Annotated in this window: 19 protein-coding genes, 1 pseudogene and 1 riboswitch; of the genes and pseudogenes, 12 read left to right on the top strand and 8 right to left on the bottom strand. The window is 71.5% G+C overall.

Annotated elements, in window-relative coordinates; genetic code table 11:
* Positions 1-22: 22 nt before the first annotated feature.
* Positions 23-832 (bottom strand): hypothetical protein, encoded by an 810-nt coding sequence (locus ABIA38_RS39000; protein ID WP_424643703.1) that lies wholly within the window; start codon positions 830-832, stop codon positions 23-25.
* Between the two features lie 495 nt (positions 833-1,327).
* Positions 1,328-1,783: an ATP-binding protein gene (locus tag ABIA38_RS39005; protein WP_424643704.1), complete on the bottom strand. Its 456-nt coding sequence runs from the start codon at positions 1,781-1,783 to the stop codon at positions 1,328-1,330.
* 236 nt (positions 1,784-2,019) lie between these two features.
* On the opposite strand from ABIA38_RS39005, the gene ABIA38_RS39010 reads away from it, so the two are divergent.
* Genes ABIA38_RS39010 through ABIA38_RS39020 form a run of 3 tightly spaced genes read left to right on the top strand, consistent with a single transcriptional unit; the run spans position 2,020 to position 3,268 of the window.
* Positions 2,020-2,883 (top strand): helix-turn-helix domain-containing protein, encoded by an 864-nt coding sequence (locus ABIA38_RS39010; protein ID WP_424643705.1) that lies wholly within the window; start codon positions 2,020-2,022, stop codon positions 2,881-2,883.
* 1 nt (position 2,884) lies between these two features.
* Complete coding sequence (locus ABIA38_RS39015) at positions 2,885-3,076, top strand: DUF397 domain-containing protein (protein WP_424643706.1); 192 nt, start codon at positions 2,885-2,887, stop codon at positions 3,074-3,076.
* A 9-nt stretch (positions 3,077-3,085) separates the two neighbouring features.
* Complete coding sequence (locus tag ABIA38_RS39020) at positions 3,086-3,268, top strand: DUF397 domain-containing protein (RefSeq protein ID WP_424643707.1); 183 nt, start codon at positions 3,086-3,088, stop codon at positions 3,266-3,268.
* A 137-nt stretch (positions 3,269-3,405) separates the two neighbouring features.
* Here the strand turns inward: ABIA38_RS39020 and larE are convergent, their stop codons facing one another.
* On the bottom strand, positions 3,406-4,254 hold the full coding sequence (gene larE / locus ABIA38_RS39025) for an ATP-dependent sacrificial sulfur transferase LarE (protein WP_424643766.1): 849 nt from the start codon (positions 4,252-4,254) through the stop codon (positions 3,406-3,408).
* Positions 4,243-4,830, bottom strand: a pseudogene (locus ABIA38_RS39030) (HAD family hydrolase); the annotation flags it as partial. The pseudogene ABIA38_RS39030 and the gene larE, both read right to left, overlap by 12 nt.
* A 339-nt stretch (positions 4,831-5,169) precedes the next feature.
* Between ABIA38_RS39030 and ABIA38_RS39035 the strand changes: the two are divergent.
* Entirely contained in the window at positions 5,170-5,406 is a 237-nt protein-coding gene (locus ABIA38_RS39035) for a hypothetical protein (RefSeq protein WP_424643708.1), read from the top strand.
* A 40-nt stretch (positions 5,407-5,446) separates the two neighbouring features.
* Here the strand turns inward: ABIA38_RS39035 and ABIA38_RS39040 are convergent, their stop codons facing one another.
* Positions 5,447-7,093 carry a DNA repair helicase XPB gene (locus ABIA38_RS39040; RefSeq protein WP_424643709.1) on the bottom strand — a complete coding sequence of 549 codons (1,647 nt, stop codon included), beginning with the start codon at positions 7,091-7,093 and terminating at the stop codon, positions 5,447-5,449.
* A gap of 192 nt (positions 7,094-7,285) precedes the next feature.
* Here ABIA38_RS39040 and ABIA38_RS39045 point away from each other — a divergent pair, with 192 nt between their 5' ends.
* Both ABIA38_RS39045 and ABIA38_RS39050 read left to right on the top strand, forming a co-directional pair.
* Complete coding sequence (locus tag ABIA38_RS39045) at positions 7,286-8,272, top strand: ABC transporter ATP-binding protein (RefSeq protein ID WP_424643710.1); 987 nt, start codon at positions 7,286-7,288, stop codon at positions 8,270-8,272.
* Positions 8,269-9,114 (top strand): hypothetical protein, encoded by an 846-nt coding sequence (locus ABIA38_RS39050; RefSeq protein WP_424643711.1) that lies wholly within the window; start codon positions 8,269-8,271, stop codon positions 9,112-9,114. Before ABIA38_RS39045 ends, ABIA38_RS39050 begins: the two co-directional genes overlap by 4 nt.
* A gap of 23 nt (positions 9,115-9,137) precedes the next feature.
* Here ABIA38_RS39050 and ABIA38_RS39055 read toward each other — a convergent pair whose 3' ends face one another.
* Complete coding sequence (locus ABIA38_RS39055) at positions 9,138-11,555, bottom strand: helicase-associated domain-containing protein (RefSeq protein ID WP_424643712.1); 2,418 nt, start codon at positions 11,553-11,555, stop codon at positions 9,138-9,140.
* A gap of 1,150 nt (positions 11,556-12,705) precedes the next feature.
* Between ABIA38_RS39055 and ABIA38_RS39060 the strand changes: the two genes are divergently transcribed.
* The 4 genes from ABIA38_RS39060 to ABIA38_RS39075 all read left to right on the top strand — a co-directional run bounded on the left by ABIA38_RS39060 (position 12,706) and on the right by ABIA38_RS39075 (position 17,660).
* Positions 12,706-13,752, top strand: a complete 1,047-nt coding sequence (locus ABIA38_RS39060) for a hypothetical protein (RefSeq protein WP_424643713.1) — start codon at positions 12,706-12,708, stop codon at positions 13,750-13,752.
* Between the two features lie 189 nt (positions 13,753-13,941).
* Positions 13,942-15,342: a hypothetical protein gene (locus ABIA38_RS39065; protein ID WP_424643714.1), complete on the top strand. Its 1,401-nt coding sequence runs from the start codon at positions 13,942-13,944 to the stop codon at positions 15,340-15,342.
* Between the two features lie 75 nt (positions 15,343-15,417).
* Complete coding sequence (locus ABIA38_RS39070) at positions 15,418-16,413, top strand: WxL protein peptidoglycan domain-containing protein (protein ID WP_424643715.1); 996 nt, start codon at positions 15,418-15,420, stop codon at positions 16,411-16,413.
* 44 nt (positions 16,414-16,457) lie between these two features.
* Positions 16,458-17,660 (top strand): hypothetical protein, encoded by a 1,203-nt coding sequence (locus ABIA38_RS39075; RefSeq protein ID WP_424643716.1) that lies wholly within the window; start codon positions 16,458-16,460, stop codon positions 17,658-17,660.
* A gap of 165 nt (positions 17,661-17,825) precedes the next feature.
* Here ABIA38_RS39075 and ABIA38_RS39080 read toward each other — a convergent pair whose 3' ends face one another.
* Both ABIA38_RS39080 and ABIA38_RS39085 read right to left on the bottom strand, forming a co-directional pair.
* Positions 17,826-19,292 (bottom strand): alpha,alpha-trehalose-phosphate synthase (UDP-forming), encoded by a 1,467-nt coding sequence (locus tag ABIA38_RS39080; protein ID WP_424643717.1) that lies wholly within the window; start codon positions 19,290-19,292, stop codon positions 17,826-17,828.
* Positions 19,293-19,434: 142 nt separating this feature from the next.
* Positions 19,435-20,412, bottom strand: coding sequence for a glucosyl-3-phosphoglycerate synthase (locus ABIA38_RS39085; RefSeq protein WP_424643718.1), 978 nt, complete (start codon positions 20,410-20,412; stop codon positions 19,435-19,437).
* A 193-nt stretch (positions 20,413-20,605) separates the two neighbouring features.
* Positions 20,606-20,758, top strand: a riboswitch (SAM riboswitch).
* Positions 20,759-20,774: 16 nt separating this feature from the next.
* Here ABIA38_RS39085 and thrC point away from each other — a divergent pair.
* Positions 20,775-22,073: a threonine synthase gene (thrC, locus tag ABIA38_RS39090; protein WP_424643719.1), complete on the top strand. Its 1,299-nt coding sequence runs from the start codon at positions 20,775-20,777 to the stop codon at positions 22,071-22,073.
* Positions 22,070-22,348: a ubiquitin-like small modifier protein 1 gene (locus ABIA38_RS39095; RefSeq protein ID WP_424643720.1), complete on the top strand. Its 279-nt coding sequence runs from the start codon at positions 22,070-22,072 to the stop codon at positions 22,346-22,348. Before thrC ends, ABIA38_RS39095 begins: the two co-directional genes overlap by 4 nt.
* Positions 22,349-22,705 lie beyond the last annotated feature (357 nt).

The following is a 22,705-nucleotide window of genomic DNA, read 5'->3' on the forward strand; positions in this document are numbered from 1 at the left end:
CTTGGGGCGCTCACGGGCTCCTTCACGGTGCTGTCCCCGTCTTGTCGGTGGTGTCCGTGTGGAAGCTCTGGAGAGTCGACTCCTTCGGGAGGGACCGGCCCGACGCGGCAGCCGCCACGCGGAGGCCGCGCCACGCGGGCCGGTGGTCTTGGATGTTGCGACCACACGGGCAGTGGACGGCGGCCCGCGTGCTCAGCACGCCGACCACGCCGATCCACCAGTTCGCCACCGCCCACCGATACGCCTCGGGCGACAGGGACGTACCCGGCGGCGCCAGATGCGCCAGATACACACCGAGGTTCGTCCCGAACTCGACAAGGGCGGGTTCCTCGGGCAAGTGCGTGTGCCACACGCCGTGTTCGGTTGCGACGATGCCGTTCGGGAATCCCGTGATGACGCCGAGGGTCAGCGGCGGCGTCTCGACATCCTCGGCAGGCGCGTCGACGGGTTTGCCGAACTCGTCGATCGGCGGCGGCTCGAACTCCCGGAAGACCGCCGACACTCCCCTTCGGTCCACGGCGAGGGGGCCGGTGGTGTGCGCGCCGATGGGCCACAGGTGCAGGGTCGTCTCCAACGTGCCCAACTCCCGTGGCACCACCTCGAACCAGGTCCGGTTGTGCGACTCGGTGTCGTAGGCCAGTGGAAGTCGCGTACCGGGCACCGTCCACTCGACCACCGACTCGTCGTCGGCCATGTTCGGGGAAGGCAACAGGCACAACTCGGCGACCCGAATGCCCGGCAGGAATGTCAGCGCCATCTGCCGGGCGTTGAAGAGGGAGACCGCTCCGGCGTGGGTCAGGCGGTGAATGCCGGTGGTGGAACTGGTGGACACGACGACTCCAAGGGTCGGTGTGGGCAACGGGGCCAGGGCGGCTCGGCGTTCGGCCGGGGTGGCCTCGTACGCGCGATGGCGGTACGGCGTGGTGAGGGCCGGGATATCGGCGTCGGGGCGGGCGGTACGGCCGGATCCCCCGGAGGCCGTACCGCCCGCAGCGGCTCGCCCAGGACCGTGAACCCTGGTACGAGCGACGGTCCTCACATCTCCAGGCTGTGAGGCGCCGCCGCGCCGCTCCACCTCGTCGGGGGCGACGCGCGGCTGTGGTTCGGGTGCGGCGGCCGGCCTACGGGAGCAAGGCCGATCCGCTGCCGTCCCGGCCGCTGGGCGGGCAGAGGCCGGGAGTTCGAGGGCCGCCGGAGGGCCTGCCTCTCCGGCGGACGTTCGCCCGCGCCGCGTAAGTCCCAGTGGTCACGCGAAGCGAGGTGGTGAGCCGACGTCAGCGGAAGGCCGACGCGGAACCGGCCGATCGAGACCGGATCGGCCGCTCGCTCACGAAGCGAGAGCCTCTTTGTGGGGCCTCGCCAGAGGCCGGAGTTCGACCGCGATGAACATTTCGACCCAAGTTCGGCGCGGGATCGGCATCACTGCCCGGACGTACTTTCGATCCCCGGCGAGACCCCAACTCACGTTCGCCAGTTGCCCAACGATGGCCAGACCCCGGCCGGTCTCGTCACCCCGACCGAACGTTCGGGGATCCGGGAGGGGCACGACCATCGAGTCCCAGACGAGAACGACCACGGCGTCCGTCGTGATCTCGACGGAGACCATCACAGGGTCGCGACCATGGACCAGGCCGTTCGTCGCCAACTCGCTGACCACCAGTGCAAGATCACCGCGCTGGTCCGCGTCCAACCCGGCACGCGTCGCTATGAGTTCGATCTCCGCTCGAAGCGCGCTCACGGTGAGCACGGGCGACGTGGCGCACGAGTTCACGGATCCGTCCATGGTGCGAGACTCCCCACTGCCAAAGTGCACAGGGCATCGCGATCTTGCTGCGCCCAGTGATTCCCCGAACGCAACGGGTGACTGAAAAGAGACTGCCCTCTTCGAAGTGCACTAGTCAAGCTACTGGCTGGCAATTGCCGGAAGATTGCTGGACGTTCCTCTCGGGGCGTTACGCTCGGGCCACGTCCGCGACGCCGTGGCGCGCAGACTCTGCAGACGGCGAGAGAGGATCTCCGATGGCGAACAGCAGAAGTGCAGGCGGCTTCAAAGCCAAACGCGAGTTCGGGAACCGGCTCCGCGCGCTGCGTGGAAGGCAGTACGCGCACGTTGTCGGCGCGGCCGTCAATCAGCACGCGTCCCAGATCACCCGATTCGAGAAGGGTGAACGGACCTGTTCGCCGGAGGTGTTGGACCGTCTCATCGACTTCTACCAGCCGGACGAGGAGGAGACCGACAACCTGAAAGAACTTGCCCGACAGATCTGGGACTCAGAGGCGCCCTGGTGGGACGAGTTCAGAGCCGTCATCTCGGCCAGCTACGAGGCCTTGCTTCAGCGTGAGACGGACGCAACGAGGCGACTGGACTACCACACGGTCCTGATTCCGGCCCACTTGCAGACCGAGGACTATTCGAGAAGTGTCACGGCGACGGCGTTCGCATCACTCGGCCCCGACCAGGTCGAAGACCTCGTCGCGGTTCGAACGATGCGGCAGCGCCGCCTCTACGAGGCCCCGCAACTATCGATCTACGCCGTCCTCACCGAAGCCGCGCTCAGGTTCGAGGTGGGTGGCAGAGAGGCTCATCGGGCCCAACTGGCCCATCTACTCGAACTGATGACCCTGACCAACGTCCTGCTGCGCGTGATTCCGTATGGCGCCGGAGCGGGGGGCACGCAAGCCAGTGCCTTCAACATCCTCCAATACGACGAGCCGGAAGAGCCTGATGTGGCCTTCGTGCACAACGTGATCGGTCCCGAGTTGAAGACCGACCAGCGGATCACGAAGCGTCTGAACAGACTCTTCACCAATATGGCCAACGCGGCTCTGAGCGCGGAGGATAGCCGTGAGCTGATCACCACAATCTTGCGAGAACTGGACTGATATGAAGGCGAACAAGGGCATCTCCGAAGCCAACTGGCGCAAGAGCAGCTACTCGAACGGCGACGGCGACTGTGTCGAGAGCGCGGAGGTCGAATTCGGCGCTCTGGTACGCGACACGAAGGCACGTCAGTGTGGCCACCTGACCGTCAGCGCACCTTCCTGGAGCAGCCTCGTTGCCGCTCTCAAGGGCTAAGGAGCCGGCATGAGCTCGAACATCCGCGAGGACACGGTCCGCAAGTCGTCGCACAGCGGTGCACAGAACGACTGCGTCGAGGCCGGGTCCGGTGACTCGACCATCGGGATCCGGGACACGCAGCACCGGAGTGGCGGTTTCGTCGTCGTACCCACCGGTGCGTGGGGCGCGTTCCTGGCGAACCACCGCTGAGGCTACGCCGAACCGGATGAGGACGGCCCTCGGCAGATGGGGGCCGCCCTCATCCGCGTTGCGGTAGCGGCAAGTTGCCTTGACCCGGGCCCCGCAGCCGTCGCCGGCCCCGCACTTCGCGGGCGGCCGATTCGCCGCTACCGATACGGCTCCGGGTCGGGCAGCAGCTCGTTCATCGCGCCCTCTCGGTAGCCGAGCGGGTCCACCTCGGCTCGTTCGAAGCCCGCCTCCCGGACGGCGGCCAGGGCCGGGTCGTGGGCGGCCACGGCGGTGGTCAGGGCGGCGTCCACCTCGATGCGGGCGTACCGGCCCAGGTCGCGCACTCGCAGGTTGCGGACCGGGATGCCGTCTCGGAGCAGCGCCGCGCGCAACGCGGTCTCGGCGCGTTCGACGCGGGCCAGCCGCGTCGGCGTGATCGCGATGCCGAAGGCCACCCGGCTGGACAGGCATGCCGCGGCCGGCTTGTCCCACGTCCGCAGCCCCCACGTGCGGCTGATCGCGCGTACCTGGGCCTTGGTCAGCCCGGCGTCCAGGAGCGGCGTGACCGCCCCCGCCTCGGCCGCCGCCGCGATACCGGGCCGGAAACCGGCGCGCGCGTCGTCCGCGTTGGTCCCGGTGGCCAGGTACGCCAGCCCGGCCGCGCGGGCCACCGGCGCCAGTACCGCCATCAGCTCCGTCTTGCAGAACCGGCACCGGTCGCCGTTGTTGGCGCGGTACCCCTCGCGGGCCATCTCGTCGCTGGGCACCAGCTCGTGACGCACCATCAGGTCCGCCGCGAAGGCCCGCGCGGCATCGCGCTCGGCGGCGGGCAGGCTGGCCGAATCGGTGGTCAGCGCCAGCACGTTGGCCGGCCCGAGGGTACGCACCGCCGCCGCCAGCAGGAACGCCGAGTCGGCGCCGCCGGAGAACGCCACCGCGACGCTCCCGAGTCCGCGCAGCCGCTCGCGCAGCTCGGCGAGCCGCAGGTCCGCGACGTGCGCGTCCAACCAGGCCGGGAACCCGATCAGGTCGGGAAGCACCACATCCGCCCCGGCCGCCCGCAACTCGGCGGCGGAGATCGGCCCGGTGGCCACCCCGACCGCGATCGCGCCGGCCGCCCGGGCCCCGATCAGGTCGCCGAGATGGTCGCCGACATAGACGCTCGCCCCCGCCGCGCGCAGCGCCACGCCCTTCTGCTCGCCCCACAGATCGCCGACCAGGTGATCCACCGCCAGGTCCAGATGGTCCAGATGCAGCTGGGCGTTGGGCTGGTGCTTGCCGGTCACCACCATCGTCCGGCCGCCGTGTCGATGTACCGCGGCCAGCGCCTCGCGGGCGCCGGGCAGCACGTCGGTACCGAGGACCGCGTGGTGCGGATAGATCTCTCGATAGCGCGCCGACACCGCGTCGACCTCGGCGGCCGGGAACCAGTTCGCGACCTCGGTCTCCAGCGGTGGCCCGAGCCGGGAGACGACCTGCGCGATGTCGATCGCGACACCGGTCTCCTCGGCGAGCACGGACCACGCCGCCCCGATCCCGGGCCGCGAGTCGACGAGCGTCATGTCCAGGTCGAAGCCAACCATGAGGGCATTCACCCATTCAGCCTACGACGTGGCGCGTTGCGTGCCGATGACCGATTGCGGGCAATGCCGTGAACTGCGAACTCCTTGATCGTTTGCGGCGATTCGTGTCAAGGGCGCATTCGAAGCGGATCCGGCGGTCGGTCGGCTCGCCGGACGGCGCGCGAACCCGTCGAAGGAAGGACGAAGGACGAAGGTCGATGGACACCCGATCTCGACTACCCCGATCCGACGGGTCGATCGGCCGGGCGACCCCTAAGGGCCGATCATCCGCCAGAGGTAGCGCAACGAGCCCCCTCATGCTGACGCGTCCGTTATGTCGGCCCGCGTAGCGTCGAGGACATGAGCACGATGACGCATCTCCCCGCCCCGATCTCCAGCCCCCGATCCCTGCGGATGCCGCCGTTGCGCGGCTCCTCCGCCGCCGGGAGCCCCGCCGCCCAGATCCCCTTCGCCGACCTGGTCCGCGCCCGGCTGCGCCGGCCCGCCCACCTGACCGCGACGGTCGCGCGCGGCACCTGGATCTTCACCAGTACCGCCGTTCAGGTCACCCTGCTCGGCCGGCACGCCGTGCCGTGAGCGCACGCCGTGCCGTGACCGCGCGCGACCGATCGCCCGCCTACTTCTGCTTGTCCAGATCGTCCGAGTCCACGATCCGGTACGCGTAACCCTGTTCCGCCAGGAAACGTTGCCGGTGCGCCGCGAAGTCCTGGTCGATGGTGTCGCGCGCGACCACCGAGTAGAACCGCGCGCCCCGGCCGTCCGCCTTGGGCCGCAACACCCGGCCGAGCCGCTGGGCCTCCTCCTGCCGGGAGCCGAACGAACCGGACACCTGGATGGCGACCGTGGCGTCCGGCAGGTCGATCGAGAAGTTCGCCACCTTGCTGACCACCAGCGCCTGCACCTCGCCGGTGCGGAACGCGTCGAACAACCGCTCGCGTTCCTTGTTCGTGGTCTCGCCCTTGATCACCGGCGCGTTCAGCACCTCGCCCAACTCGTCGAGCTGGTCGATGTATTGCCCGATGACCAGGGTCTGCTCGCCGCGATGTTGCTCGACCAGTTCCTTGACCACACGCGTCTTGCTCGCGGTGGTGGCGCAGAAGCGATACCGCTCCTCGGGTTCGGCGGTCGCGTAGGCGAGCCGTTCGGTATCGGTCAATGTCACCCGAACCTCGACGCAGTCGGCCGGCGCGATGTATCCCTGGTTCTCGATCTCCTTCCACGGCGCGTCGTAGCGCTTGGGGCCGATCAGCGAGAACACGTCGCCCTCGCGGCCGTCCTCGCGCACCAGCGTCGCGGTCAGGCCCAAGCGGCGCCTGGCCTGGAGATCGGCGGTGAACCGGAAGATGGGGGCGGGCAGCAGGTGGACCTCGTCGTACACGATCAGACCCCAGTCCCTGGAGTCGAACAGCTCCAGGTGCGGGTAGACGCCCTTCCGCCGGGTGGTCACCACCTGGTAGGTGGCGATGGTGACCGGGCGGATCTCCTTGCGGGTGCCGCTGTACTCGCCGATCTCGTCCTCGGTCAGCGACGTGCGCTTGACCAGTTCGGACTTCCACTGGCGGGCCGAGACGGTGTTGGTCACCAGGATCAGCGTGGTCGCCTTCGCGGTGGCCATCGCCGCCGCGCCGACCAGCGTCTTGCCCGCGCCGCACGGCAACACCACCACGCCGGAGCCGCCGTGCCAGAAGCCCTCGACCGCCTCCTGCTGGTAGGGCCGCAGCGCCCAGCCGTCCTCGGCCAGGTCGATCGCGTGCGCCTCGCCGTCGACATAGCCCGCGAAGTCCTCGGCGGGCCAGCCGAGCTTGAGCAGGACCTGCTTGATCTGGCCGCGCTCGGAGGGGTGCACGATCACCGTGTCCGGATCCACCCGGGCACCGACCAGCGGCATCATCTTCTTGCTGCGCAGCACCTCTTCGAGCACCGCCCGGTCGGTGGTGGTGAGCACCAGGCCGTGGGTGGGGTGCTTGGACAGCTGCAGTCGCCCGTATCGCCCCATCGTCTCGGCCACGTCCACGAGCAACGCGTTGGGCACGGGATAGCGCGAGTGGCGCAGCAGCACGTCGACGACCTGCTCGGCGTCGTGGCCCGCGGCGCGCGCGTTCCACAGCCCCAGCGGGGTCAGCCGGTAGGTGTGCACATGCTCGGGCGCGCGCTCCAGCTCGGCGAACGGCGCGATCGCACGCCGACAGTCGGCGGCGGCCTCGTGCCCGACTTCCAGGAGCAGGGTCTTGTCGGACTGGACGATCAGCGGGCCATCGGGCACGGGCCAACCTTTCCGCATGGTGGAGGGGACGGGACCAACAAGTCTCAACCATTCGCACGGCGACCGTGTTCCGATAACCGGTTGTCCTCCCCGGGAGCAGCGGCTATGGACCCTACTGCCCAGGGAGGAGCGCGAGACCCATCCTTACGGAGGAACACACAAACCGGCCGGCCTACCTACCCTGGATACTTGATGGCGCAACCAACGTCGTCGGCCTCCGACGATCGGGTCCCCCGTCCCGATCGCACCGCCGTCGAGACCCCCGAGCACACCGGCGATCCGACTGGTCCCGCCGTGCTCACGCGCGCCCTGACCCGGGACTACGGGGGCGGTACCGGCATCTTCGGCATCGACCTGACGGTGGCCCGGCACAGCGTGTACGGCCTGGTGGGACCCAACGGCGCGGGCAAGACCACGCTGTTGTCGATCATCGGCGGCACCCGGCGCGCGGACTCGGGCGAGGTGGTCCTCGGCGTCGATCGGCGCTGCGTCGCGGTGTCCACCGACGTGCCGGAATTCGAGCCGTGGCTGACCGCGTCCGAGGTGGTGGAGCTGGCCGGAAATCTCATCGATCGCCGGCTGCCCCGGGAGAAGGTCAAGGTCGCACTGCATCGCACCGGGCTGTCCGGGTGCAGCGACCGCAAGGCCGGTTCGCTCTCGCGCGGCATGACGCTGCGCCTGGGTCTGGCCGCGGCTCTGGTCGCCGACCCGCAACTGCTGATCCTGGACGAGCCGACCTCGGCGCTGGATCCGCGCGGTCGGGCCGATGTACTCGACCTGGTGGCGAGCCTGCGCGAGCACACCACGGTGGTCTTCTCCAGCCACATCCTGGCCGACGTACAGCGGGTGTGTGATCACGTGGGCGTGATGCGCGCCGGCCGACTGCTCTACCAGGGCTCGACCGCCGAGCTGGTGGACACGCACATGCGGCCGAGTTGGCTGGTGCGGGTGCGCGGCGCGGGTGGCGATCTGTTGCGCGCGTTCGCCGCGGAGAGTTGGGTGGCGCGGGTTTCCTCGCTGCGGCCGGGGCTGTTCCGGGTGGAGGCACGTTCGCTGGAGGCGGGCGAGCGGCATCTGGCCGAGGTGCTCAGTCGCAGTTCGGCGCGCGTGGTGTCGGTGGCGCCCGAGGAGTCCGACCTGGAGGCGGCATTCCTGTCGATCACGGGAGGGCCGCGATGACCCGGCCGGGGACCGTGCCCGCACCCGCGTCGACGGCGCCCGCCGCACCTTCGGTGGTGGCCACGGTCGGCCGGATCCCGCGTGGGCCGCGCCCATTGGGGTTGTGGCGGCTCGAGTTGTTGCGCCTGGTGCGGACCCGGCGCTGGTTGTTGCTGCTGGTGGCCTATCCGGGCGTGGGGCTGATCGGCCCGGTGTTCGCCAAACATCGTGACCGGATCCTGGATGCGCTGCACATCGACGCGGTGACGCCGTCGACCGGGATGCGGGCCGACAACGGGATGGCGGTGTACTCGTACTGCGCCGGCGAGGTCGGCATCCTGGTCGGCATCGCGCTGATGTCCAGCGCGCTGGCGGTCGACCACAGACCCGGCCTGGCCGCGTTCCACCGCACCCGGCTGCGCCGCCCGCGCGATCTGGTGTTGCCGCGGTACACGGTGACCACGACGGCGCTGGCGATCGCGTATGTGCTCGGCACGCTGATCGCCTGGGCGCAGGTGCACTGGATGTTCGGCGCGATGCCCGCGCGGACGGTGCTCTACGGGATGTTCTACGGCCTGGCGGGCTCGGTCCTGGAGGTGAGCCTGGTCGCCGGGATGGCCGCGTTCCTGCGCCGCCCGGTGGCGATCTTCGGGGTGAGTCTGGTGACGATCATCGTGATGCCGTTGGCGGCGCTGTGGCGGCCGCTGCGGACGTGGTTGCCGACCGAATTGATGGGTGCGCCGATCCAGTTGCTGCGCGGGCACACCCCGAGCGAGTACAACGGCAACCTGGCGGTGGCCGTGTTGCTCTCCGCGCTGTGTGTGTGGTTGGCGGTGTGGCGGATCGGGCGGCGGGAGATGTGAGCCGTGCTCCGGTGGCGGCGGGATCAGCCCAGGTCGGCGACCCCCGTGATGCGGTGCAGGGGGTAGGTGTGGATTTCGCCGGTGCCCTGTTCGTGGGCGGTGACGTAGCCGCCCTCCAGGCGTAGCGGGATCACGATGTGCTGGGTGGCCCGGCCCTCGCGGGTGACGTGGCCGATCCATACCGCGCGGCGTTCGGCGTTCGCGGCCTGGAGGGCGAGGAGGGTCTCGGCGGCCGAGGTGCGCGGCAGTTCGATCGGTTCGCCGTCGCGGTCCGTGCCGTCGTCGGCCCGGCCGGTGGCGGCCGAGTCGCCCGCGCGGATCGCGGTGACGGCGGCGCCGAGCAGCGCCTCGCTCGGGGCCGCCGGCTCGCCGGCGACTCGGGGCGGCGCCGAGCGCGGCGGGGTGCGTCTGGTGTCGGGGCGGGTCAGCACGAGGTCGCCGGTGGCGGATTCGGCGACCGGGGCGAAGCCCATCGCGCGCAGCTTCTCCAGTACGCCGTCGGGCGCGGACTCGGCGGCCAGCACGGTCGGCGCCAGGCGGCGCAGTCGCAGGCCCGCGGCGCGGCGATCGGCGAGCAGTTCGCCGAGCAGCGCGTCGTCGTCGCAGCGCAGGAAGGCCGCCGCGGTGCCGACCCGGATCCGGCCGTGGCGGCGGGCGACGTCGTCGACGAGGTAGGTCAGCGGTTGCGGTACCGGGGTGCGCGAGTGGGTGGCGAGCAGGTGGTGCAGGTCGCCGGCGGTGCGGCCGGCGTCCAGGGCGCGGCGGACCGACTCCTCGGTGAAGCGGTACACGGTGGCCCCGCCGGTGGACTCGACGTCGGCGGCCAGGTGCAGTTCGTGGGCGAGGTCCAGGACCAGCGGGCCCGGGGCCACGGCGGTCAGGTCGGCTTGGAGGAAGACGTGGTCGAGCGGCTCCGGGAGCAGCGGGGTGAGCGCGTCGCCCGCCTCGTAGATCCGGCCGTCGGCGAGGGTGCGGGCGTATCCGGCGAGCGCGCCGCGGCCGGTGATGCCGAGCAGTTCGGCCTCGACCAGCATGGCCCGGAACAACACCTCGGGCAGGCGCGCGGCGCGGATCGGTTGATGCCAGGTCAGCCGGGCGAGCAGCGAGTCGGCGTCGGTGGCCGAGCCGGGGGGCAGCGCGGCGAGCGTGCTCAGGATCCGGCGGCGCACCTCGGGGGCGGCGATCCGGTCCACCTGGGTGCCGAGCGCGCCGATCGGCCGGTCCTTGTCGTCGCGTGTGCCGACCAGGGCGGGCACCCGGGTGGTCTCCAGCCAGGTGCCGGCCAGCGCGGCCCAGCGGGTGCCGACCGGGGTGCGGCGCCAGGTGTCGTAGGCGGGGGTGGGCAACCACTGCTCGTCCGGTTCGCCGTCACCGGCCACCAGGCCCATCGCGTAGGCCAGTTCCAGCCACAATGCGACCTCGGCCTCGGGCACATCCAGTTGTCCGGCGACGCGCTTGAACTCGCGCATCCCCAGGCCGCCGGCGCGCAGTACGGACGGGCCGCCCGCGCTCCACGCCTCGAGCAGGTCCTCGACCCGACGTACGGCGGTGAACGCGGAGCCGGCCGCCAGGTTGTCCACAGCCTGTGGATCGTGCGCGCGGGTCGGCAGCTCGGGCGGCGCGGGTTCCAGGGCGCGGTGTACCCGGCCGCCGCGCAGGTGCAGCGCGACCTCGCGGGGCAGCACCACCGCGTCCGGGCCGGCCGGTACCAGGAGCGCGCGGGCGAGCAGCCACTCCACGGGTGTTCGGGCCGCGTCCGCGCGCACCGGCCGGTCGGCGCCGCGCACGCTGCCCGTGGGCGGCCCCCAGACCAGCTTGTCCAGCACCTCGCGGGCCGCGTCCGGGGCCTGGTCGAGCAGCGCGTCCAGGCGGTCCGGGTCGGTGCACAGCGCGGTGATCGCGGCGATCGCGGAGACGGCGTCGTGCGTGGAGCCGAGGCCGAGGTCGGCGAGCACGTCCTGCAGCCGGGACGGTGCGGTCGCGGCCAGTGCGCCGGCCAGCGTCGGGCCGAGCCCGGCCGGACTCGCGCCGACCAGGTCGCGCACGGTACGCACCACGCGCAGCGTGTCGTCCGGGCCCCACAGCAGGGCCTGCTCGCGCAGCTCGGCCACGGCTCGCGCGACCGCCTCGGGGTCCGTGCCGATCAGCGCGTGCAACCGCTTCGCGGCGAACCCGTCGGGCAACACCACGGCGGCGTCCACGACTTGGAGGGTGAACCGGTCCAGGCGCTCCAGGGCCCGGGCGATCGACGCGCGCGTGGTGGCCCGGGTGGCCAACTGGGTCAGGTCCACCGGGACCGGCGTGGTCAGGTCCGGCCGAGCCCGCAGCAACGCGGCGAGTCCCGCGTCGGTCCGCCCACGCAGATCCTCGGCAAGCGTCCGGGGCCCGGACTCGGCAGGCCGATCCGCCTCGGCTCGAATGGGCGACGCAGCTGTGGTCATCCCATCAACGTTAGACGGTCCAGGGAAGAACGATCACGGGTCCCGCCTTTTGCACGGCTTCGCCGCCGACTCCCGAGATGGCACATTTCGACCGACCGGCCGGCACGAATCCCGCCCGAGCCGAGCGGCGAGAGCCGCGAGCGGGGCGGGCCGAAGTCGGGTCGGGAGCGGCACGGGATCGTGGGCAGAGGTAGAGGTCGCCGGAGTCGCGACGAAAGCCGTGCCCGGGCGGCGCGGGTCATGGCCGGAAGCAGAGGTGGGCCCGGGTCGCGACGGAAACCGTGCGAGGGCGGAGCCCGAGCGCGGCGAGCGGCGAGAGCCGCGAGCGGGGCGAGCCGATGCCGAGACGGGAGCGGCACGGGATCGAGGGCGGAGGTAGAGATCGCCGGAGTCGGGACAAAGCCGTGCCCGGGCGGCGCGGGCCGGAGGCGGAAGCAGAGGTGGGCCCGGGTCGCGACGGAAACCGTGCGAGGGCGGAGCCCGAGCGCGGCGAGTGGCGAGAGCCGCGAGCGGGGCAGGCCGAAGTCGGGTCGGGAGCGGCACGGGATCGTGGGCAGAGGTAGAGATCGCCGGAGTCGCGACGAAAGCCGTGCCGAGGCGGCGCGGGTCGTGGCCGGAAGCAGAGGTGGGCCCGGGTCGCGACGGAAACCGTGCGAGGGCGGAGCGCGAGCGCGGCGAGCGGCGAGAGCCGCGAGCGGGGCAGGCCGAGGTCGGGGTTGCGGCCGAGGCGGCGGGGCCGAAGTCGCGTGCGCAGCCGCGCCGCAAGGCCCGCGCCGCAAGGCGGGCGATGTGGGCGAGCCGGGCAGGATCGGGACCACGGCCCAACTCGCTTCGCTGCGCTCGCGGCCCGCGCCTCCCGGCACGGTTGGCGTCCCCACTCCGGCGTCCCCACTCCGGCGTCCCGACTCCGGCATCCCCACTCCGGCGTCTCCACTCACCGCGTCCACGACCCCCGCCACCCCGCACCGCTCCCGTCTCGACCCGCGCCCGCCCTCTTCCTCCGCCCGGGCCCCGCCTCCTCGCCCGACCGCCGTCCCGACCCACCCCATTTCCGGCAACCCCTCGCTCCGGTTCCTCCGCGCCCCTAGGCTGAGTTGTCGGTTTGGCGACGTGGGGCTTCGTGGTTCCTCGGTGGGGGTGAGGTGGGGGCGTGAACTTCGAGAGTGATCATCTGGTTCTCCAGTACCTGGGCGAGGTCGGGGACGCCGCCCAGCGCCGGCTTCGGCCCGCCGATCGGGCTCGGCTCGTGGAGCGGTTGCGCAGTCAGATCAACAGCGAGCGCGAGCGGTTGAACGCGCACACCCCCGGCACCGTGCAGGGCATCCTGGAGCGGCTGGGCAGTCCCGAGTCGGTGGTGGGGCATGAGCTTTACCGGCTCGGCGATCTGCGGGACAGCGGCGCCGACGACGGCGCGGGCGCGATGTCGATGCGCGGGTCGCGACATGCCACCGTGGCCCGGCAGATGGGGTTTCGGGCGGACTCGACGCCGATTCCGGCCGTGAAGGACCCGTCCCGACCGCAACCGGCCGCCCCGCCGCCGCCCCGGGTCTCCCCCGAGGCCGCACCGCCGCCCACGCTCGCCGAGACCGCCGCCGGCGCCGCCACCGGCACCGGCGCCTCCACCGCGACCAAGCCGGCGGCACCCGCGGACGCCAAGGAGGAGCCGCTGTGGTGGCGCACCCCGCCGGAGGGGGATCTGCCCGAGCGACCCGGGCCCGACGTCTACGGTGACGGTTCGCTGCACGCGCCCGCCTATCCGATCGGCGTGGTCTCGGACACCTCGGCGACCTGGGACGACGACGAGTCGCTGACCGAACCCACGCCGGTCATGGGCCTGTTCGGCCCCGGCTCGCTCCGTACCCAGATCCGCGAGGTGTTCGCCATCGCGTTGATGGCGGTCGGCGCGATCTTCGCCTCGACCGTGCTGGTGCTGCTCGGCTACCTGGTCGTCTTCACCGCCGGCGCGTGGTCGCTCAAGGAGCGCCGGCTCGCCGCGTTCTACCTTCCCGGCACCACCGCCCTGGTCTTCGCCGTCGGGATGTGGCTGCGCGCCACCGGGCACCTGGGCAGCAGGCTGACCCGCGACGAGGCGTGGCATCGGTTCGGCGACCTGCTGCCCGGGATGATCCGGGTGGCCGCGATCGCCGCGTCGTTGTACCTGCTGTGGCGGCTGAATCGGCGTCAGCTCAGCGCGTAGGCCGGGCCGTTCCGGCCGCCTCCGACCCCGCCCCGGTGTGACGCACTCCGCGCCGGGAGTGGGGCGCCGCCACTTTACGATCCCATTAATTAGGTTAGCCTTACCTCCTCTGCGTCGGACGGCGCCCGGACCTACCGCTAATAGGTCCGGGCGCCGCCCTGTGCACACTGCCAGATGGAGGAGCCAAGGATGACGAACGGAACGCGGCCCAAGGCCGCGAGCCGCTTGATCCGCTTCGGTGCGATAGGCACGACGGCCGCCCTGGCGCTGGCCGGCACGAGCCTGGCCGCCGCCCCCGCGCAGGCCGCCACGACCCCGTCCGTGAGCGTGTCGCCCAGCGTCGACGTCAACCCCGACGGCGCGACGATCACCGTCAACGGCACGGGTTTCGACAAGGTGCGCAACTCCGGCAACGGGGTCTACGTGCTGTTCGGCCCGAAGATCGACGACTACTACACCAACGCCGCCGCCTACAGCGCCCAGGCCTGGATCGCCGGCAGCAAGATGAACGCCGACGGCGCGTTCAGCACGACCCTCGACGTCAAGGCCAAGTACACCGACGGCAACGGCAAGGAGGTCGACTGCCTCAAGCAGGAGTGCCGCGTCGTCACCTTCGCCGCGCACGGCGCCAGCCTCACCGACCGCAGCCAGGACACCTTCACCCCGGTCAAGTTCAAGAGCGCCACACCGCCGGTGTCCACGCCGAAGCTCGCGGTGACCCCGGCCGCCGGCGCCGACCCCGCCGGCCAGACGTTCACCGTCACCGGCACGGGCTTCGACGCGGCCCGCGACGGCGGCAACGGGATCTACGTCGCGTTCGGCCCCAAGAACGCCGACTGGAACACCAACCCCGCGCCGTACCAGGCGACCAAGTGGGTACGCACCAACCCGGCCCCCTCGCCGGGCCAGGCCAAGCTCAACGCCGACGGCAGCTTCACGCTGACCCTGGACGGCATGAAGGCCAAGTACAAGAACAAGGACGGCGTCGAATTCGACTGCGCCATCGGCACCTGCCATGTGGTCGCCTTCGCCGCGCACGGCTCGCCGGACCGCAGCCAGGACACCTTCGTCCCGGTCGCGTTCAAGGCCCCGACCGTCCCGCCGGGTCCCGGTACGGGCTACCAGGTGATCACCACCGACGTGCAGGGCGGCCCGCTGACCCTGGGCGTCGGCGGCACCGACGTCGCGCTCCCCGGGGTGACCCTCAACGGCAAGGACGCCTTCACCGGCGGCGCGCTCAACCCGCTCACCGTCTCCGACGCGCGCGGCACCAACGCCGGCTGGACGCTCACCGGTCAGGCCAGTGACCTGACCGCAGCCGGCGGCCGGATCGTCGGCGACAACCTCGGCTGGACGCCCACCGCCAAGTCGGTCACCGGCACACTGCCCACCGGCGGCACCGCGCCGCAGGTGAGCGCCGGCGGCAAGGCCGACCCCGGCGCCGGCCTGGGCCGCCCGCGCACGTTGTGCTCGTCGGCGGCCGGCGCCAGTGCCGGCTCGTTCGAGTGCGGCGGCGACCTCAAGCTCGGCGTCCCCGGCATCACCGTGCCCGGCACCTACACCGGCACGCTGACCCTCACGCTGATCTGACACGGCATCACCACGGGGGCGGACGAGTCGGCAACGGCTCGTCCGCCCCGCCCACTTTCCCCCGGAGTACCCCGCATGCGTGCCGCCGTTGCTCGATTGTCGGCTGTCCTGTTCGCCATCACCCTGCCCCTCGTCGCGCTCGCCGCGCCCGCTCGGGCCGCCGACGAGTTCACCTGGGGTGTACAACCGGCGGGCGGGCGCGACCACTTCGTGCTGACCGCCGCGCCGGGGCAGACCCTGGTCGACGTGGTCGGCGTGTCCAACTTCGGCGACCGCCCGCTGACCCTGCGCGTCTACGCCACCGACGCCGTCCTCGCCGCCGACGGCGGGATGACCCTGCGCACCGCTGCCGAGCAACCCAGGGACGTCGGCGCGTGGATCGGCTTCGACACCGAGTCGTACACGATCGCGCCGGGGAAACGCGCGGACATCCCGTTCCGGCTGACCGTCCCGGCGGAGGCGAGCCCCGGCGACCACACCGGCGCGATCGTCGCGTCGATCAAGGCGGAGGCGACCGGTCCCGGGCAGCAGCGGTTCGACGTCGATCGGCGCGTGGGCGCGCGGATCTACCTGCGCGTGGCCGGTCCTGCCGTACCCCGCCTGGCGATCGAGGAGTTGCGGCTTTCGTACGACAACCCGATCGCGATGTTCGGGGGCGCCGAGGCGGTCGTCTGCTACCGGGTACGCAACACCGGCAACGTACGCACCACGGCCGCCGCCGAGACCACCGTCTCCGGTCTCGGCGGCTGGCGCCTGGGCGGCCCCGCCCGGGTCACCCTGCCCGAACTGTTGCCGGGCGCGACCCACGACGTGGTCCAGCACTTCGCCGGCGTCTTCCCGGCCGGCCGGCTCACCGCCGATGTCGAGGTCACCGGCAATCCGGCCATCGTCACCGCGAAGTCGACCGGCGTCTGGGCGCCGCCGTGGGTGCTCCTCGGCGCACTCACGCTGCTGCTCGGCACGCTGATCGCCTACCTCGTGAAGGTGGTCCGACGTCGCCGAAGCACCGCCGCCGGCACCGAAGTCGCCGACTCCCCCACCGAAACAGTCGGCGTCGACCCGACCGGCTGACCACTCGCCGTCGCGTCGCCGCCCCGACCTCTCCAGGAGCTGACATGTACACCTCGCATCGCGTCCGGCGCGCCGCCGGTTCGGCCGCCGTGCTCGGCCTGGCCGCCGCGAGCCTGCTCGGCACCACCACCGGTGCCTCCGCCGCGCCCGCCGACACCTCCCCCGACACCCGCGCCGAGACCCCGGCCGGACCCACCGCGACCGCGTCGCGCGGTACCGAACTGGCGCCGGCCGGCGACGAGATCACCATCGTCGGCCGCGGCTTCGCCCCCGGCGCGCGGGTCACCGTGGCGCTGTACGCCGGCGACACCGCCGACCGCGCGGGCAGCCGTGCGCTCGCCGCCGACGGTCGGGGCGTCGTCGCCACGTCGCTTCGGGTGGGCACCGGATTCGCCCCGGACGCCCGGGCGTTCGAGGTCCGAGTCGGTGCCGAGGGCGGGCCGACGGCCAAGGTCCCGGTGGCCTTCGCCGCACCGGCGCCGGGCAACGGCGCGGCACCGCGCTCGCTGCGCGCCGCTCCACCGGCGGCCCAGGCGGCGCAGGCCGCGCCCCTGCCGGCCGCGCAGGCCGCACCAAAGGCCGCGACCGGCGGCGCCCGGCTGACCGTCACGCCGAGCACCGACCTGGACCCGGCGGGCGCGTCGGTCACCGTCAAGGGCAGCGGCTACGCGGCCGGCAGCGGCAACGGGATCTACGTGGTGTTCGGCCCCAAGGAGGCCGACTGGACCACCAACGCGGGCAATTACGGCGCGTCGAAGTGGTTCAAGGCGTACGGCGCGGACGGGATCAACCCGGACGGCACCTTCTCGGTGACGCTCACCGACGTCAAGGCGACGTACACGAACGGCGCGGGCAAGGAGGTCGACTGCCGAAGGGTCGAGTGCTACGTCCTGACCATGGCCGCGCACGGCTCGCCCGACCGCAGCCAGGACGCCTTCACCAAGGTCACCTTCAAGGGCGGCGCCACGACCGCGGGTGCCTCCGGCGCGACCACCTCCGGCGGCTCGACCACCGGCAACACCGGTTCGGCAAGCACCGGTTCGGCCACCAGCGGCGGCGCGGGCGGCAGCACCGGCGACCCGGGCGGCACCGCCGGCGCCGGCAAGTCCGGCGGCGGCAGCCTGCCCCTCACCGGCCCGGCCGGCCTGGCCACCGCCGGCACCATCGGCCTCGCCCTGGTAGCCGCCGGCACCGCGGCGGTGGTCACCACCCGCCGCCGCCGAACCACCCCGCCGCCCACCGCCTGAGCAACTCCCGTCCCCCGCACGCCGATCAGGCAGACGCACCGTCGGCGGCCCCGCCCTGATCGCCACCGGAACCGCCACCGCCGAACCACCCCGCCGGCAGCAGCCCGAGCAACTCCCGTCCCCTGAACGCCGGTTCCCTCGGCTTCGGGGGACGGCCCCGGGCGGCTACTTCCCCAGCGCGTCCAGCTGCTCCAGGAACCACTGTTGCGGGTTCAGCGCGACCGCCGCCGCGGCCAGTCGCCTGGTCCGGCGCAGTCGTTCGTCGGGGTCCAGCGTCAGCGCCGCGTGCAGCGCCTCGGTGGTCTGCGACACGTCGAACGGGTTGACCACGATCGAGTCCTCGCCCAACTCCTCGAACGCGCCCGCCTCGCGCGAGAGCACCAGCGCGCACCCCCCGTGCGCCTCGTCCAGGAGCGAGACCACCGGCACCTCCTTGGCGACCAGGTTCATCCCGTCCCGAATCGGGTTCACCAGCGCCACGTCGGCCAGTCGATACGCCGCGAGCGAGCGCGGGAAGTCGTCGTTGACGTGCAGGATCAGCGGCTGCCAGTCGCCGGTGCCGAACTCGTCGTCGATCTCCTTGGCCACCCGCTGTACCGCGGCGGTGTACTCGCGATACTCCGGCAGGTCGTGCCGCGACGGATACGCGAATGCCACGTGCACCACCCGACCGAGCCATTCCGGCCGGGTGCGCAGCAGTTCACGGTAGGCCAGCAGGCCGCGGACGATGTTCTTGGACAACTCCGTACGGTCCACCCGGACGATCACCTTGCACGCGCCCACCGCCTCGCGCAGCCCGGCCAGGCGGGTGTCCACATCGGCGCGGGAGGCGCGCTCGCGCAGGAAGTCGCCGTCCGCACCCAGACCGTGCACACCGATCTCGGTGACCCGGCCGGCGTGCGTGACGGTCATCGTGTCCCGGTCCACCGCCGCGCCCAGCACGTCCGCGCAACAGTCCAGGAAGGCCAGCGCCCAGCGCCGGGTCAGGAAGCCCGCGTGGTCGGCGCCGAGGATGCCTTCCAGGACGAAGCGGGCGATGTCGTCGGGCAGCAGCCGGAAGTAGTCCGGCGGTGCCCACGGGGTGTGCGAGAAGTGACCGATCCGCAGATCCGGGCGCAGCCGGCGGAGCAGCACCGGCACCAGGGTCAGGTGGTAGTCCTGCACGACCACCTTCGCCCCCTCGGCCGCCTCCTCGGCGAGCGCTGCCGCGAACGCCTCGTTGTACGCCTCGTACGAGGCCCACTCCTTGCGAAAGCGCGCGTCGAAGACCGGCTTGGAGGGGGTGTCGTAGAGCAGGTGGTGGACGAACCACAGGGTCGAGTTCGCTATGGCGTTGTAGGCCCGCGCGAAGGTGCCCGGGTCGATGTCGAGCATCCGGACGGCGAGGCCGCCGGTGTCGTGACCGGCGAGATCCAGCCGGCCCGAGGGCGCCGCGCGGGTCGCGGTGCGGTCGGCCTCGCCGAGCGCCGAGCACACCCACACCGCGCCGGTCCCCTGCCCGGCGGTGGACAGTCCGGAGACCAGTCCGCCGCCGCCGCGACTCACCGACAGGGTGCCGTCGTCCTCCAGCGAGAAGGACACGGGACCGCGGTTGGAGGCGACCAGGACACCGGCGGGAGGGGGAGCACTCATGCCCCGACCCTAGCCACGCATCCCGGTGCGCAAACCCGGCCCGACGGCACCTACCGACTCATCAGGTGTGGCGAGCATCACGTGTGCGGGCCACTACCGGGAGTAGTGGGGTTGTGCTTCCGTCGACTGCGCTCTCGGGCGGTCAGCGCCCGACCAGTCGGGTGCGTGCCCGGTACTCCGGCACCGTCGCCATCGGGGGCCGCTCCCGGGCCGCCACGTTGTGCGTGCGGAGCCGGAAGCCGCCCTCGTCGCGTTCGAACTGGGTCAGCGCGGTGTTCAACTCGACCGGCTGAGCACCCGTGGGTCCGCGTCGCAGTCGGCGCTCGACGGCCTGGAGTATCTCCGCCGCCATCCGGCCGAGCCCCGCCTCGTCCTGGTGGCTGTGCCGGCGGACGCCCACGTCCACCTGGGCCATCGCATCCAGGCCGACCAGCCGCAGGGTGTCCACGAGCATCGCGGTCTCGATGCCGTAGCCGCACGGGAAGGGCAGTTGTTCGAGCAACGAGCGCCGGGCCGCGTACTCCCCGCCGAGCGGTTGCACGAAGCCGGCCAGTTCGGGCCAGTGCAGATTGAGCAGCGGGCGGGCGACCAGCTCGGTGACCCGGCCGCCGCCGGCCGGCACGATCGTGTCGCCGATCTCCAGCGGCCGGTCGTACATCGCCTTGACCAGCTGCACCGAGGGGTCGATCAGCAGCGGGCCGAGGATCCCGGTGACGAAGTCCGCGGAGAAGTCCTTCAGGTCGGCGTCCACGAACGCCACGAGGTCGCCGTCGGTGACAAGCAGCGAGCGCCACAACACCTCGCCCTTGCCCCGCACGGCCGGCAGCGTGGGCAGGATGTCGTCGCGATGCACGACTCGCGCGCCCGCCTGGGCGGCCACCCGGGAGGTGTCGTCGGTGGATCCGGAGTCGATCACCACCAGCTCGTCCACCAGCGGCGCGCGTTCGATCAGCTCGGTTCGGATCACCTTGACGATGTCCCCGACGGTCGCCGCCTCGTTCAGCGCGGGCAGGACGACACTGACCCGGGTGTCGCCCTTGGCGGCCAGCAACTTGTCGACGGGCCAGTCCGCGGCGACGGAGGACCGTCGTCGAAGCCAGGCGCCCACCTCGTGCTTCACGTTCGAAAAACCCCTGTCGTCGCCGGTGTTCCGGCCTCGGTCGGGCCCACCCTTCCTCGTCTCGCGAGGTGGACCGGATGATCGACGCGGCACCGGTTCGGTTACAGTCGTCGTCACCGGATACGACGATCGCACGTCGTGCCGGACAAACGCGGACCGGCCACCCGGCGAAGGGTGTGTCCACCGCCATAGCAGCTCATCCAGAGGGGCAGAGGGAACGGCCCGTTGAAGCCCCGGCAACCATCCGATCGTCATTCCTCGTGACGCGCTTTCGGCGCGAGCGAGCACCGGCGGATCGGACAGGTGCCAAGTCCGGCCCGTGGGACCCCACGGGTAAAGATGAGGACAGAGAGGCCCTCGCCATGGCGCCAGCCCAGACAGACACCGCCACCATCACCACCGGCCGCGGCACCGATGCCACCCCCACGCCCGCGTTCGGTCCGGCCGTCGCGCTCTCGTGTCGCGAGTGTGGCGAACGCACCGCGCTGGGCCCGAAGTACGCCTGCGCGTCGTGTTTCGGCCCGCTCGAGGTCGCCTACGAATTCGGCACCGTCACCCGCGAGCGGATCGAGGCCGGGCCGCAGAACATCTGGCGTTACGCACCACTCCTGCCGGTCGCCGCCGACGTCGCGTCGCGGCCCAATCTCAACCCCGGCTGCACCAAGCTGGTCCGGGCCGAGAACCTGGGCCGCGCGCTGGGCATCCGGAATCTGCACGTCAAGGACGACTCGGGCAACCCGACGCACTCCTTCAAGGACCGCGTGGTGGCGATCGCCGTCGAGGCCGCGCGCACCTTCGGCTTCACCACGTTGTCCTGCTCCTCCACCGGCAACCTGGCCGGCGCGGTGGGTGCCGCCGCCGCCCGGGCGGGCCTGCGCAGTTGTGTGTTCATCCCGGCCGATCTGGAGGCCGGCAAGGTCGTCACGGCGGCCGTGTACGGCGGCGAGCTGGTCGCCATCGAAGGCACCTACGACGAGGTCAACCGGTTCTGCTCGGAGCTGATCGGCGACCCGGCGGGCGAGGACTGGGGTTTCGTCAACGTCAACCTGCGGCCGTACTACGGCGAGGGATCCAAGACGCTGGCCTACGAGATCGCCGAGCAGCTCGGCTGGAAACTGCCGGAGCAGATCGTCATTCCGATCGCGTCCGGATCGCAGCTGACCAAGATCGACAAGGGCTTTCGCGAGCTGATCGCGCTCGGCCTGGTCGAGGACGCGCCCTACAAGATCTTCGGCGCGCAGGCGACCGGCTGCTCTCCGGTGGCCGCCGCATGGAAGGCCGGGCACGACGTGATCCGTCCGGTGCGCCCGGACACGATCGCCAAGTCGCTGGCGATCGGCAACCCCGCCGACGGTCCCTACGTGCTGGACGTGTGCAAGCGCACCGGCGGCGCGGTGGAGGACGTGACCGACGCCGAGGTGATCGAGGCAATGAAGCTGCTCGCGCGTACCGAGGGCATCTTCGGCGAGACCGCGGGCGGGGTGACGGTCGGCTGCCTGCAGAAGTTGCTCGCGTCCGGGGCACTGGATCCGGACGCCGAGACGGTCGTGCTCAACACGGGCGACGGCCTCAAGACGTTGGACGCGGTCACGCCGACCACCGGCCCGACCGCGACCATTCGACCCACTCTGGAATCCTTCCGAAAGGCCGGCCTGGCATGAGCGTCTCCGTTCGCATCCCGACGATCCTGCGCACCTACACGGGTGGGGCGGCCGAGGTGTCCGTCGAGGGCGGCACCCTCGCCGAGGTCCTGGACGCGCTGGAAAAGGACCACACCGGAATTCGCGCACGCATCCTCGACGACGAGGGCAAGCTGCGTCGCTTTGTGAATCTCTACGTCGACGACGAGGACGTGCGCTTCGCCGACGGACTCGCCACCGCCATCCCGGAGAAGGGCACCGTTTCGATCATCCCGGCAGTCGCCGGCGGTTGCTGACGCGATAGCCCGACCGTCTTGATCTTCAACGCGTCGGGTACGAAACGGAACCGAGAAATCCGCCGCCGGAGCACCGCGCGGCGGATTTCTTCGTTCCCCCCGGCGCTTGTGTGTGACACGCGTTTAACCGGGTCCATTTCCGCGCTTTGGCGGCAGCGCGTCGGTAAACCCGTGGTCGGGATCACATCCGTTATGCGTGGAAGGTCGCTTTGTTGATGAATTGAAATACGGCCTTTCGGTCGGTTCGCGAATAATGCGAGCTTTATTCGCTCGGGAATTCTCGTCCGATTGACCTGTTGCTCCGGGCATCCGTCCGGATACATTCAGCCGCGGTCGTAGCGGAAGGCCGGGTCCTTC

Source organism: Embleya sp. AB8 (genome assembly GCF_049739465.1).
Classification (GTDB): Bacteria; Actinomycetota; Actinomycetes; order Streptomycetales; family Streptomycetaceae; genus Embleya.